The sequence below is a fragment of the Lentilactobacillus farraginis DSM 18382 = JCM 14108 genome (assembly GCF_000583655.1).
GTDB classification, from domain to species: Bacteria; Bacillota; Bacilli; order Lactobacillales; family Lactobacillaceae; genus Lentilactobacillus; species Lentilactobacillus farraginis.
The window spans coordinates 82,085-94,892 of sequence record NZ_BAKI01000007.1 but is presented as its reverse complement, the minus strand read 5'-3'; the positions used below and the strand labels follow the sequence as shown (position 1 = coordinate 94,892).

The 12,808-nt window shown below is 42.5% G+C and carries 13 protein-coding genes and 2 pseudogenes; 12 read left to right on the top strand and 3 right to left on the bottom strand.

Annotated elements, in window-relative coordinates; translation table 11 throughout:
• Positions 1 to 70: 70 nt before the first annotated feature.
• Positions 71 to 451 (bottom strand): DUF1694 domain-containing protein, encoded by a 381-nt coding sequence (locus JCM14108_RS04555; protein WP_035178691.1) that lies wholly within the window; start codon positions 449 to 451, stop codon positions 71 to 73.
• Between the two features lie 328 nt (positions 452 to 779).
• Here JCM14108_RS04555 and JCM14108_RS04550 point away from each other — a divergent pair, with 328 nt between their 5' ends.
• The 5 genes from JCM14108_RS04550 to JCM14108_RS04530 all read left to right on the top strand — a co-directional run bounded on the left by JCM14108_RS04550 (position 780) and on the right by JCM14108_RS04530 (position 5,776).
• Positions 780 to 1,196, top strand: a complete 417-nt coding sequence (locus JCM14108_RS04550) for a hypothetical protein (protein ID WP_035178688.1) — start codon at positions 780 to 782, stop codon at positions 1,194 to 1,196.
• A gap of 191 nt (positions 1,197 to 1,387) precedes the next feature.
• Positions 1,388 to 2,560 (top strand): BAR domain-containing protein, encoded by a 1,173-nt coding sequence (locus JCM14108_RS14060; protein WP_051996018.1) that lies wholly within the window; start codon positions 1,388 to 1,390, stop codon positions 2,558 to 2,560.
• Between the two features lie 192 nt (positions 2,561 to 2,752).
• Positions 2,753 to 3,694 (top strand): hypothetical protein, encoded by a 942-nt coding sequence (locus JCM14108_RS04540; RefSeq protein ID WP_035178685.1) that lies wholly within the window; start codon positions 2,753 to 2,755, stop codon positions 3,692 to 3,694.
• A 205-nt stretch (positions 3,695 to 3,899) separates the two neighbouring features.
• The gene (locus JCM14108_RS04535) at positions 3,900 to 4,967 is read left to right on the top strand and encodes an AI-2E family transporter (protein WP_152536906.1); all 1,068 of its coding nucleotides are present in this window, start codon (positions 3,900 to 3,902) and stop codon (positions 4,965 to 4,967) included.
• 119 nt (positions 4,968 to 5,086) lie between these two features.
• Positions 5,087 to 5,776, top strand: a complete 690-nt coding sequence (locus tag JCM14108_RS04530; protein WP_035178683.1) for a 2,3-diphosphoglycerate-dependent phosphoglycerate mutase — start codon at positions 5,087 to 5,089, stop codon at positions 5,774 to 5,776.
• A gap of 99 nt (positions 5,777 to 5,875) precedes the next feature.
• On the opposite strand, the pseudogene JCM14108_RS04525 reads toward JCM14108_RS04530, so the two are convergent.
• A pseudogene (locus tag JCM14108_RS04525) lies at positions 5,876 to 6,378 on the bottom strand (DNA-3-methyladenine glycosylase I).
• 349 nt (positions 6,379 to 6,727) lie between these two features.
• On the opposite strand from JCM14108_RS04525, the gene arcD reads away from it, so the two are divergent.
• On the top strand, positions 6,728 to 8,170 hold the full coding sequence (gene arcD / locus JCM14108_RS04520) for an arginine-ornithine antiporter (RefSeq protein ID WP_035178681.1): 1,443 nt from the start codon (positions 6,728 to 6,730) through the stop codon (positions 8,168 to 8,170).
• 446 nt (positions 8,171 to 8,616) lie between these two features.
• Positions 8,617 to 9,162, top strand: a complete 546-nt coding sequence (locus JCM14108_RS04515; protein ID WP_237745712.1) for a hypothetical protein — start codon at positions 8,617 to 8,619, stop codon at positions 9,160 to 9,162.
• 103 nt (positions 9,163 to 9,265) lie between these two features.
• Here the strand turns inward: JCM14108_RS04515 and JCM14108_RS04510 are convergent.
• Positions 9,266 to 9,609 (bottom strand): annotated as a pseudogene (locus tag JCM14108_RS04510) (C40 family peptidase); the annotation flags it as partial.
• A 557-nt stretch (positions 9,610 to 10,166) separates the two neighbouring features.
• Between JCM14108_RS04510 and arsC the strand changes: the two are divergent.
• The 5 genes from arsC (at position 10,167) to JCM14108_RS04490 (ending at position 12,773) form a co-directional block, all read left to right on the top strand.
• Positions 10,167 to 10,583 (top strand): arsenate reductase (thioredoxin), encoded by a 417-nt coding sequence (arsC, locus tag JCM14108_RS04505; RefSeq protein WP_035178678.1) that lies wholly within the window; start codon positions 10,167 to 10,169, stop codon positions 10,581 to 10,583.
• Between the two features lie 84 nt (positions 10,584 to 10,667).
• Entirely contained in the window at positions 10,668 to 11,504 is an 837-nt protein-coding gene (locus tag JCM14108_RS04500; protein ID WP_051996016.1) for a hypothetical protein, read from the top strand.
• Entirely contained in the window at positions 11,501 to 11,767 is a 267-nt protein-coding gene (locus JCM14108_RS15100) for a hypothetical protein (RefSeq protein ID WP_237745711.1), read from the top strand. Before JCM14108_RS04500 ends, JCM14108_RS15100 begins: the two co-directional genes overlap by 4 nt.
• Positions 11,764 to 12,336, top strand: coding sequence for a hypothetical protein (locus JCM14108_RS04495; RefSeq protein WP_237745710.1), 573 nt, complete (start codon positions 11,764 to 11,766; stop codon positions 12,334 to 12,336). Before JCM14108_RS15100 ends, JCM14108_RS04495 begins: the two co-directional genes overlap by 4 nt.
• A 200-nt stretch (positions 12,337 to 12,536) precedes the next feature.
• Positions 12,537 to 12,773 carry a hypothetical protein gene (locus JCM14108_RS04490; protein WP_035178677.1) on the top strand — a complete coding sequence of 79 codons (237 nt, stop codon included), beginning with the start codon at positions 12,537 to 12,539 and terminating at the stop codon, positions 12,771 to 12,773.
• Positions 12,774 to 12,808: the final 35 nt, after the last annotated feature.

The following is a 12,808-nucleotide window of genomic DNA, read 5'->3' as shown; positions in this document are numbered from 1 at the left end:
AAAAATCCGTCCTGCAAGCCATTGCGACTTGTGGGACGGATTTTTGTAGCTCTTGAAATGATTTGGTCAATTAAATTAAAATGCGGCGCTTGATTTTATTTTTGGGATCGGCCACTACCAGGCCAAAATCATTTGGACCAACCGGCTGGTCAACCCGGACGCCGTTTTGAACTAAAATAGTAAATTGATAATGATGATCGATGGCTAATCCCATGTAATCATCGATTAATGACTGGGGCATTTTACCGTTTAAGTAAGCCCGATATTCGGGATATTGATCGAAAATTTTGGTAACCATGTCTTTTGTTTGGGATTGACCAAGCTGGGAAATGGTTAGCGCAATCGCAACCCGTTCACGAAAATTGCCCAGAAATGCCCGCTTTTCATCAGGTTTAATCTGGGGATTTCCAAACATATGCTGTTTAATAAAGTCTTCTGAATCGTTAGCCATAAATAGGCTCCTTTCAAACTTAACGTAGTCGTTGTTGCCAATTGAATTAATCATACTATGTTTGGGTTTATTTCGAAAGGAAATGATCAAAAATTAGTATTTGAATGTTGATAGCCATCCGGAAATGTAATACTTTTGTAACAACACAAGCCCATCTTAGGAGAAAATAAAACAATTTGTAATCTCTCTAAGCATTAGCATATCAATGCTTTGAAGAGCTAATTTATTTAAAATATTCTTAAGCTGAATAGAAAAAGCAACTCTTTGTTTGAAATAATTCTGTAACAGAATATACTCTAGTCATTAAAGTTTAGGAGGGATTTAGATCATGAAAAAAATGAATGTATTAATTGCAACCGCTGCCTTGGCATTTCCATTAGCATTTACCGCACCACTGGCGGCTTCTGCTTCAACTCAAACTGTTCAAACAACCCAAGCAGCAAATAAGACAACTTACAAGTATACAATTGCTAAGAACGGCACAAACTTCTTTAGCAAGGCAAAGGTATATCATACTAAGGATGCTGCACCAACTTTATATAAAGCTTCAATTGGTGCTGATTCACCATCCTTTACCTTGACGAAGAAAGGTAAGTTGAAGGCTGCCACAACGTATTATGTTACCAAATCAGTTAAGACAGCTGCGACTAAGACAACCAAGTCCAAGACATTCTTTTACGTTAAAGGTCATGGCTGGGTTGCAGCGTCAGCTTTAACTGCTGGCCAATTCAAGCAGGCTGACTAAGAAACCGTCATTTTTTAAAATAATTTTCAAAAATAAAAAGGAATCCAACTTGTTTACGTATTTAAATTATGTGGGCAAGGTTGGGTTCTTTTTTTGATTAAAATTATTAAATCTTTTTGGGGGAAGGTAATAAAACGAAAATCGAAAAGCGGCCTAACGTGTTCACTAATAACGATTCTTGGAGGAATTTGATGAATAAATACATTTTATCCGCTTTAGTGGTGCCGGTAGCATTCATGGGAACGACAGCCGCTCAGGCCAAAACAGCAGCTTTAAAGGCTAAGGTGACCCCAGCGAGTGCAAGTGCCAAAAAGATCACCGGTAAAACCGTTCGCGGTGCGCACATTAAGCTGACTCGTGGCACGGTTACTTATGGGGTAGCCAAAGCTGATCGCCACGGTCATTTTGTGTTGAAATTGAAGCACAAACTCAAGGGCGGCTGGAAATATCAGGTTAGCATTTCCAAAGCCGGTTATAAGACCAAATCAATCGGCTTCCAGGTAAAGGGATTGACGAAAAAGGCGGCTAAAATCAAGCCGGTTGTCCCAACGTCACCAGCTCCGACAACCCCGACAACCCCGACAGCACCCCAAGCGCAAGCGGCTCAATCAAGTGCGCCAAAGCCAACAACGGTTGGCAGCCAAGCAGATGTTGAAGCCGACAAAGTCAGCAATGATATTGCCCAATTGAACCTGCAAATGGATAATTTCCAAACGGGTCGTCAAACCATGACCCCGTTTTGGCGGACTTCGATAGATTCACAGCTGCAACAGCTGTTAAATCGGATTAATGGTTTGGTAACCGGCAACCTGCGGACGGACTTACTGAACACATTGTGGAATGCGTGGATGAATCTTCATCAGCGGTTCTTGAACTTTTTGGCTGGGTTGAATCGGCAGGCATTTGGTGGTAGTGGACCGGCAAAGAGTATTAATCATACTAACCAGGTCACTGATGAAATTGTTAAGCTTCAAAATGCAAATAAACAAAACGGTGCAGATGTCGATCAACTGACTAAATCTATTTGTAAAATGGATGAAAATCTGGAATCAGATAATTTCTCTGATATTCAAGAGCAAAAACGCCAGTTGCATAATTTGCAAGTGAAATTTAATCAAGTTGAAAGTAAGAAGCTTTCTGCGATTGGAAGCGGGGGAGAACTAAGTTTGCAAAATAAATCTGCTGAAGAGAAGTTGCAATTTGAGATTAACAAAAAGCAACAAGAGATTGATAAAGATAGGGAAAATTATAAGAACATTATGACGAATTTTAGGGTAAGTCGAACTAAGTTTCAAAATGAAATTTCCCAAAATAACGCACAGATTCAAAAACTTCAGTCACAACAAGCTCCCCAAACCAAATAACTACCATTCCCGTTTCAACTAAAGTTTCCCGTGCCTTCCCATAATCATTAACGAGAAAAACGATCATTTAACCAGATGGTCGTTTTTCTTGTCGTTGGGTCACGGAATTGATTCCGGCACGTCAACTATTTTAAGCCCCACCGGCATAATGGTATAATAATGATGAATAATTAATTCTTAGGAGGGCTTACTTTGAAAAAGTGGATTTGGATTGTAATCACCATTGTTATTGCCGCTTCAGTGGGTGGTTACGCATACGCCCGTCATTCTCAGAACGAGAAATTATATAATGATTCGATGCAGCGGGCCAGCCTTCAGATTTCCAATAAACGCTATATTGCCGCGGAAACTTCGTTTACAAATGCTTTAAAGAGAAAACCGAATGATAAAAAGGCTACCCGATTATTGGGTCAGACGCAGAATTATTTGGCTGCCAATGATTCATTTAACGATCGTGATTATGAGAGCGCCAAAGACGGCTATCAATCAGTAGTAGACGCTAAAAACGGTAACGAGACGTTAAAGGATCGTTCAAAGAATAAGTTGGCAACGATTAAAACGATTCAAGGGAATATCAAGAAATATAATCAGATTTATAACCAGGCTTTGAATGAAACCGGGGAAGGAAATTATACGAAGTCCAATAGTACCCTGAATAAGATTTTTACTGACCCAACCGCTAAGCAGAACTACTACAAAGCAATCCTGAAAAAGGCCAAACAATTGCGGGCTAAAAATAATGCAGCTTTAACCGGCAGCCCGACAGGCGACACCGGTGCCACTACACCAGCCGGTAGTTCCTCGACAAGCAGCAGCTTTGGGCCAACATCCTCAACGAGTAGTAGTGTTAACACACCGAATGTTGCCCCTAACAGTAGCGCCAGCTTGACACCGTCCGAAAAGAAAGCCGCAAAAGCTTACAAGGGATCAAATGAATATACCGTTAACCCAAAGAAAAATCAGATTAATGGTAAACAGATCACGGCTTCCCAAGTAACCAGCGCCAGAAAGCAGATTAGCGCCGCTGGCATCGATTCCAACGCAATGAGTGACCAAGATGTTAAAAACATTATTAAAGGCGCTCATGACCAGCATGAATCGATTGGACAGTATGTTAAGGAACGATATAAGTGAACCGGTGAATTATTTAAATGAGCGAAAATTGTTGATACGACTAACTACCGGTATCAGCAATTTTTTATTCTTGAAAAACCGGCAGAATCAGTAAACTATTAAAGTTTCTTAATTTGTCGTTAATTCTGTCACATTTATTATGAGAAACTGATGCAAAAGCGTAAGATAAATGCCAGAGATTAGAATTATTTGGAGGGGTGGTTCTTTGTCAAATTGGGCCAAATTTGTGAGTAATGTGCCGCTTAGAAGGTTTACGGTTTTAGGACTGGTTATCCTTATTTTATATTTTGCCCGGAGTATGATGAGTACGTTTTTATTAACATTTATCTTTTGTTTGTTGGTCGTTAAATTAACCAACACGGTTCGCCGATTCGTTAAAATTCCACCGGAAGTCATTGTGGTGGTTGTTTACTTATTGGTAGTCGCGGGACTGTATTTTGGGATTACCGTTTATATTCCTCAAATTGCGGATCAGGCGATTAGTTCAACAAAGGACATTGTTGATTTTTATTCTGATCCCAATAACCTGCCGGATGATACAACGTTAAGCTGGGTAAATGAGCTAATTAAGCAAAGTAATATCATGGCACAGATGAAAAACGGGGTTTCACTCATTTGGAAGTATATTACGGGTGTCGGAACAATGGGAATCACATTGTTTCTGTCAATGATTCTCAGCTTTTTCTTTGCAATTGAGAGAAAAACGATGACGAAGTTTTCTCATTTGTTTTTAGAAAGTGATTTTGACTGGTTCTTTCAAGATCTTTATTTTTTCGGTAAGAAATTTGTTTCCACGTTTGGCGTGGTGATTGAAGCACAGTTTTTCATCGCGATTGTCAATACGGTTTTGACTACAATTGTTTTGGCCTTTATGCATTTGCCGCAATTGGCTGTTTTGGCATTGATGGTTTTCATTTTGAGCTTGATTCCCGTGGCCGGGGTAATTATTTCGTTTGTGCCGTTATCACTGGTAGGGTATTCAGTTGGCGGCTTGCAGGATGTTTTATACCTCATCATCACAATCATCGTTGTTCATGCGTTGGAAGCCTACGTACTGAACCCAAAATTCATGGCGTCCAAAACCAATTTACCGATCTTTTACACGTTTGTGGTCCTGTTGGTTGGCGAGCATTTCTTTGGCGTCTGGGGACTAATTTGTGGTGTGCCGGTTTTCACCTTCCTATTGGATATTTTAGCGTCAAACGGCATGATGAGCCATTATCGCCTACAAAGCCAAAGCCGGAAACCAAATCCTTCAAATACTAAGAATTGAAAAATTGAGAGTCCGGCCAGTTTGATCGGTCTTTCACAGAAAATTTTGGAATTCTGCTGAAAATTATGTTGATTTGGTGTAAAATCAATCTGATAGAGATATAGAAAGAGGTAATGATATTGGCAAAACTTGTTTTAATTCGTCATGGTCAAAGTGAATGGAATCTTTCCAACCAATTTACCGGTTGGGTTGATGTTGATTTAAGTGAAGAAGGGGTTAAGCAAGCTATCAATGCTGGTAAATTAATCAAAAAAGCCGGCATTGAATTCGATTATGCTTTCACCTCCGTTTTGACTCGTGCGATCAAGACGTTGCACTACGTTTTGGAATACTCAGACCAGCTTTGGATTCCTGAAGAAAAAACATGGCGTTTGAACGAGCGTCATTACGGTGCATTACAAGGCCACAACAAAGCTAAGGCCGCAGAAAAATATGGTGAAGATCAAGTTCATATTTGGCGTCGTTCATATGACGTTTTGCCGCCACTTTTGGATGCCAGCGATGAAGGTTCGGCTGTTCATGATCGTCGTTATGCCAACCTTGATCCCCACATCGTACCCGGTGGTGAAAACTTGAAGGTTACCCTGGAACGGGTTATGCCTTACTGGGAAGACAAGATTGCACCGCTTTTGCTTGACGGTAAAAACGTTGTGATTGCTGCGCACGGTAATTCATTGCGGGCACTTTCCAAGTATATCGAAAACATTTCAGACGAAGATATTATGAATCTTGAAATGGCAACCGGTGAACCGGTCGTTTATGATTTCGATGACAAATTAAACGTTACCAATAAGACTAAGCTGGACTAATAGTGAATTAGTCAGTGCTAAAAGGGCGTTCTGCCAAGTGGCGGAACGCCTTTTTTCGATGCTGTTGTTTAATTACTAATTGAATTATTCAAACCTGGCTTACGGGGTGATTCGTTTGAGAATCCCAGTGCCAACCAGCAGCAATTCAACGGTGATTGGCCCGACAAAGGTAAAACCGCGTTTCTTCATATCTTTGGCGACCAGCGCGCCCAGCGTACTCGAATCCTGAACCAGCGCGTTTTCAACCAAATCATCCTTAGGCTTGAAGGACCATAGATAATCGGCCAAATCTTTAAATTCAGGCTTAGATTCAAGACTGCCCGGGCATTTTGAACGACCGCCCGAATTTTTCTTGGATTGCGAATCATCTCGGGATCAGCTTCTATTTTTTCAAAGTCCGGTTCATCAAATTTAGCAATTTCGTAAACGTCAAAGTGTTTAAAGACCCGGTCAAAAACCGGTAGCTTGCTTGCGGCAATCCGCCAGTTCAATCCTGGCTGAAAAACATTGACGGTCAGCATTTCAAACATAACCCGAGGATCGTGGATTTCGGTGCCGAACAGCGCATGGTAACGCGCAATACCGTTGGTTTTATCACTCATTTTATCGCTTCCATTTCAAATAATGACTGTTAGTAGCATAGCACCCTTTAGCTGGATTGAGGAGAAAAGCACCTGGTAATTTTGGAAAAAGGTTGCAATTGAAACCGCTTAATGTGAATACTTTTTCTATTTTTTAATCTTGGTATGCGAAAATATGGCCGTCTTTAAAAGAATTGATGTTATGGCGCATTCCCGGATTTATTATTTTATCAATCATCAAAGTCGTGCTATTCTAATATGCAACCAAGCATCATGACGATTCTGATTTTATTAACTGATTAACTGGTGGCAATTCGATTAACAATTTGGTGAATGCATGATTCAAGGGATGCAGGAAAGGAATTATCTCATGGAAATTCAAGCAACTCATAAAAGTAAACCTGGCGGTATTGGTCTGACAGCCTTAACTGCCATGGTAGTAACCTCATCGATTGGTGCCGGGGTCTTTGCCCTGACGTCTGATTTGGCGGCAGCTGCTTCTCCCGGCCCGGTTTTGATTGCATGGGGAATTGTTGGCTTCGGGATTTTAATGCTGGCACTTTCGTTGAATAATCTGGTCTTAAAACGGCCGGATTTAGAAGGTGTCTTTGCCTATGCCGAAGAAGGGTTTGGCCAGTACGCCGGCTTTATCAGCGGTTGGGGTTACTGGCTGTCGTCTTGGATGGGTAACGTGGCGTTTGCGACTGTTATGATGAGTGCGGTTGGCTACTTTATTCCGGTATTCAAATCCGGTAACAACGTTCCGGCAATTATCACTGCCAGTATTATTTCCTGGGGGTTGACTTACATTGTGAATCGGGGGGTTGAAAGTGCCGCAATTTTAAATGCCGTGATCACAATCTGTAAGTTGATTCCATTATTTACCTTTATTGTGTTTTCAGTTTTAATTTTTAAAGCCAACGTCTTTACGGCACACTTTTGGAATAACGTCAGCGGTAACTTTAACGGTGGCCTTGGAGTCGGCACACAAATCAAAAATTGTATGATGGTCATGATGTGGGTTTTTGTCGGCATTGAAGGCGCGACGATGATGTCTTCACGGGCAAAGAAAAAATCAGATGCCGGTAAGGCAACCATTTTGGGGTTGGGGTGCCTATTGGCAATTTACATTCTGGCTTCGGTATTGCCATACGGCTATTTAAGTCGAGCCGAGTTAACCAGCATTCATCAGCCGGCGATGGTGTACATCTTTAAAAGTATGGTCGGTAATTGGGGTGGTGCTTTGATCAGCCTGGGCTTGATTATTTCGACGCTGGGTTCTTGGCTGTCGTGGACGATGCTGCCGGCGGAAACGGTAATGCTGATGTCAAAGCGTCAACTGCTGCCGCCAATCTTTGGCCGGGAAAATAAGCACGGTGCGCCGACTTTTTCACTGATTATCAGCGGTGCGTTGATCCAACTGTTCTTATTTACGCTGTTGTTTACGGATCGGGCCTATAATTTTGCCTATTCTCTGTGTACGGCAGCGATTGTGATCTGCTATATCTTTGTTGCTGCCTATCAGGTAAAGTATTCGTATCGTCATTTACGGGAAAAGGGAAATTGGCTTCAGTTGTTAATTGGCATTTTTGCCTTCATTTTCGAATGTGTTGGTATTTACATGGCAGGCTTACAGTTCGTTCTATTATGTGCGATTGCCTATATCCCAGGCTTCTTTCTTTTCATGAAGACCCGAAAAGATGCCGGCTGTGAAAAATGGTTTTCAAGAATCGAAACAGTTGTGACGGCTGCAATTGCAGTCGGCGCAGTTTTGGGAATTGTACTGTTGACCATGGGACGAATCAGTGTTTAGAACGAAAATTGAAAATTGATAGCTGATCCGAACGGGAGCGGGACAGAATTACTTTTGTCCAGCTCCCGTTTTACATAATCACGATTATTACCAAGTGAAAACGGGCGCCAAAAATATTCAAATAATTAGTTTGAAAGTCGAATTTTCATGCTATTATTAATTTATAGTTTTTAGCGTACATAGCGCCGTTATTTAATTTTTGGGAAAGAAGGGGTTATCATCAGACACCCACGGAGGGGCCGACCGAGTCATTGGTACCGAAGCTGGTGGTTTATCATGTCCCTGTGCATTGTCGGGTTGCTCATCGTTCTATTTGGTGGGCAGACGATAATTAATCGGCTTATGATCAATCAGCCGATAAGCAGTCAAGCAGCCTCGAGAAGAAAAACAGCAGTCAGCGGGCAGCCACTCGTAAACAGGATCCCAACGATATTGACCATGCGCCGTTGTATAAAATTGGTCAGTATTACAACAGTGCCAAATATGGCAGAATTAAATTAACCGGAATTTCAACCAAACGAAACGTGGTTTATACCCGTAACCAGCTGATTACGACGATTAATTGGGCCAAGATCTGTACCAATACGCCGAAAACGGCTGCCCAACGGATTAATTCCGCCAGTGACTATAATTTGGATAAGGTTAGCAACCCATACACCTATCTGAAGGTCCAGTACACGGTTCAAAATAATTTTTCAAATGCTGTGACTTTCGGTGGTGTCAGGCAGTTGACCATTGGAAATGGCAGTATCTTAAACGGTACCGATGAACTGGTAATTGACGACGGCCAGTCCGAACAATTGCTGCCACATACCAAGCGGGTTTTTACCATTCACGTTTTAATCGATAAATTTACAGACCGGGCCCATCCCCAAAAGGTTCACTTGTATTTTGGCAGTTCCAAGGGAACGGTTACTTTAAGAAAGGTGGCTGCCGGGTTCGATTGCTTATTACCGATTACGTATGATCGGGCAGCTGACGACAGTGTGTAATCAAAAAAGACGGTCCGCGCACATCACTGCAAGTCAAATGCAGTTGGTGTGACAGGGCCGTCTTTTTAATTTAACTTGATTAGTGGTTTCGTGTATCGGCGATTCAGCCGTTAACTTGACCGGCAAAGCTTGGCATAAACGCACTGCTGATGGTCTGAATTTCAACATTTTGACCTGGTTGAGGTGCGGCAACGTATTGATTGTTGCCAATATAAATGGCAAGTGGTGGGTTGCACCTTGGTTACCCCAGAAGAGCAGGTCGCCCGGTTGCGCTTTGGAAACGGCTTTTTTAGTCACGTGGCTTTCCTGAGTAACGGTATTGTGACCCAGGCTGATACCAGCCGCTTGTTGATAAACATAATCGGTTAGCCCGGAGCAGTCCATTCCCTTGAGTGATTCGCCACCCCAGACGTAAGGGATGTTTTTCGAAGCCAGTTGCTTGGCGAGGGAAACAATCGCATCCGCGTTGGTGTTAGTACTACTGGTTGTTGAAGTTGTTGTTTTGGTCGTGGTCGTTTTCGTTGTCGTCGTAGTCTGATTTGAAGTTTGTGGTTGGCCATAGTTTGCGCTGTATGAAGCTTGGTTGGTACCATAGTATGCCTGTTGGTAAGTCTTTTCAGTTTGTGGCGCCTGATTGCCTTGGTACGTGTCAGCGTTGGCACTCGTTGCTGTTGCACCGAAAATGGCGCCGGCAAATGCTAAACTTAAAATCGTCTTACTAAATTTCAAAAGAACACCTCATTGGATTTTATTTTTTGATGGTTCTAATCATAACGGGTCAATTTTGCAATGAGGTTACAGTTAATTTGTGATCCGTTAACGGAATTTTGCAGATTGAAATAGTGTTTAAGATTTAGTTGTTATTTATTTAAAATGAGCTAAATGGTCTTGCGGCGGATTATCGTTTCAGCTTTTCAAGCGGATTGGCAGTTAAGTTGCTTGCTATTGGGCGTTGACTGGGTGAAAATATAAATTAATTAATGCCATGAAATGAGGTTGAAACAATGCCGCAAATTTATTTTTTATGTACGGGAAACGCCTGTCGCAGTCAAATGGCGGAGGGGTTTGCTAAACAACTGCTGAATCGGACATGGCGGATTGAAAGTGCCGGTTTGGAAACCCACGGCCTGAATCCGCTGGCTGTTAAGATAATGGCTGAAAAGGGCATTGATATTTCCCATCAATATTCAAAGCTGATTGAGCCAACTTACCTGAGCCATAGTGATTTGGTGGTGACATTGTGTGGGGATGCCCGGGACCGCTGCCCGATGACACCGCCAACGGTTAAGCGGATCCACTGGCCATTACCGGATCCGGCAAGTGCTGTTGGTGATCAAGAGGCGGTGTTGACCGTTTTCCGTCAGGTAAGGGATCAAATTGAAAAGCGGGTCGCTGAGCTGGCGGATCAACTCAATCGTTAATGATGACTGGTCGTTATTTAACGCTGGTCGGCAAAAGAATTAAAATGATTATGAAATAACTTTTTTATTGGGGGATTGTGTGTCATGGGGAAACAATGGTGGTTATCCGCTGCGATGATAACGGTGCTGACCTTGTCGGCAAGTCGACCGATATCGGCCGCAGCATCAAAAGTTGTTAAAAACAGTTTTTTAACGACGAAACGCACGATTAAAACAACGAATTCTTCAAGGGCGGTTAAGCTGACGATTCCCAAGGCGACCACGGTGTTAGTCTCGGATGTTAAGCTGATAAATGGCCAAAAATATGTTTCACTCAACCTTAATCGACTCGATTATCGACTTCGTAAACCATTACTGGCATCGCCAAAAGCAAGTCGGGTTAGTCGGTGGATTTTGGCAAAGGGCAAAAACTTTGGCAAGACTCCCAAGCCCAAATACCTGGCCTATTATGCACTGACCAGAAGTACGCAGGGGCACACGTTAAGCCATTACGTTGCCAATGGTGATCTGTGGCGGGGAACCACGCTGCCGGCAGCCTATGCTCAGCAGACTGGGACCCGTTTAACGATTACAACGAACGGCTATCTGGAGACGTTTACCAATTCAGCTTTTAAATACTTAATCAGTCCCAAGCCAACCGGGACAATTAAAATTCAAAAAACCGTTTATAATCGGTCGGCTAAGCGGCTCTACTTATATTTTAAAAGCCGTCCCAAGATGGTTAAGACCACAAAAGTTACGTCAAAGGGAAGTGATCGCTATCGATTGGTGATTCAAAAAACAGCGCACACGACGTCGACAGCGATTCCTGATCAGGACAATGCTACCAGAGTAACGTTGAATGAAATTTATCAAGTTGGTGGGGAAGACTATTATATGTATACTGAAAGTGCCGGCTTTTTGGGGGCGGATCAATCATGACAATAAAACGACTTTTATGGCTGGTAGCAGTTGGATTTTTGTTGGTCTTGGTGATACCGGTGAAACCGGTTGCCGCCAAAACAACGTATTTATCGCTTTCACCGCGGGAGTATCTGCAAACCAGACAAAAAGTAACTGTGACCAATTCTTATTATAAAAAGGTCAAAATCACCCTTCCCAAAGGGACAATTGTTCAGGTTGCCAGCACCGGCAAAAGCAAAAAGAATCACCGGCCGTTTTTACGATCGATATGGATACGATGAGTTACCGACTGCGCAAACCATTTTACACGGCAAAAAGCAAGCCGAATATGACGGCCGGTATTTGGGCAGCCAAACAGACCTTTAAGCAGGTGGCAGCGCCGATATATCTGCAATACTATCGGGTAACTGATCCTGACACCCGTTCAGCCGGTGATTATATCGCAGACGGTAATCTTTGGCAGGGGATTAAGTGGCCGGTTAACGAAACAACGGCGAAAGGCAGTGGCGTTAAAGTAACAGTTGACGGGTACCTTGAATCTTATGCCAAGGTGCGGGTTTTTCAAGCTTCTGCGCCCAAACCGATCGCTTATGCGAAAATTCAAAAGACGACTGTTAGTGGAAACGTAACTAACTTTTATGTTGCGACCCGGGTTAAAGGGGCCCCGTTAACCCGGGTCGCAAAGAGCGGTAAGCACCAGTATCGGCTAACGGTTACCCGAACCGGAGAGCATGCCGTGACGTTAATTCCGGAAAATGCGGGTTCTCAATACACTGATTCGGTTGAGATTTCGGAAAGATATCTGATTAATAATCAAAATTATTATATGCATACGGAAGTTTTGTATTAGAAATCCAAAAATTGAAATTAAAAAACCGGTCAATCGCCCATTAATTCGCTGATTTGACCGGCTTTTTGACAATTGAGACAGCCAAATTACCGGTGGCTTTGTAAGTTTACGGGTTCCCTAAAAAATAATTCAAGCCACTCGAAATAATACTTGCTTATTCGTTAAAAATTGATATGATAATAGCGGAGGGAGGTGAGTACATGACCGAATTACTGGTTCACAATACCAATACGCCGCAACCAATTAAGCTGTCGGATGGTAAACCGGGATATCTGCTTGTTAAGCGGGAAGGGAATCATTACCGCTACTTCTTCAAGTTCGAAGCCCATGAGCATCATGATTTTTGGTATGACGCGCCAAAATTGCCGGACAATCTTGTGGTAAGAGTTGCATCGATTGATGGTCCAGAGCAGTTTAAGATTAAGCTGGTTGATTGATATATGCAGAGATCAGTAACATGTCTATATATATA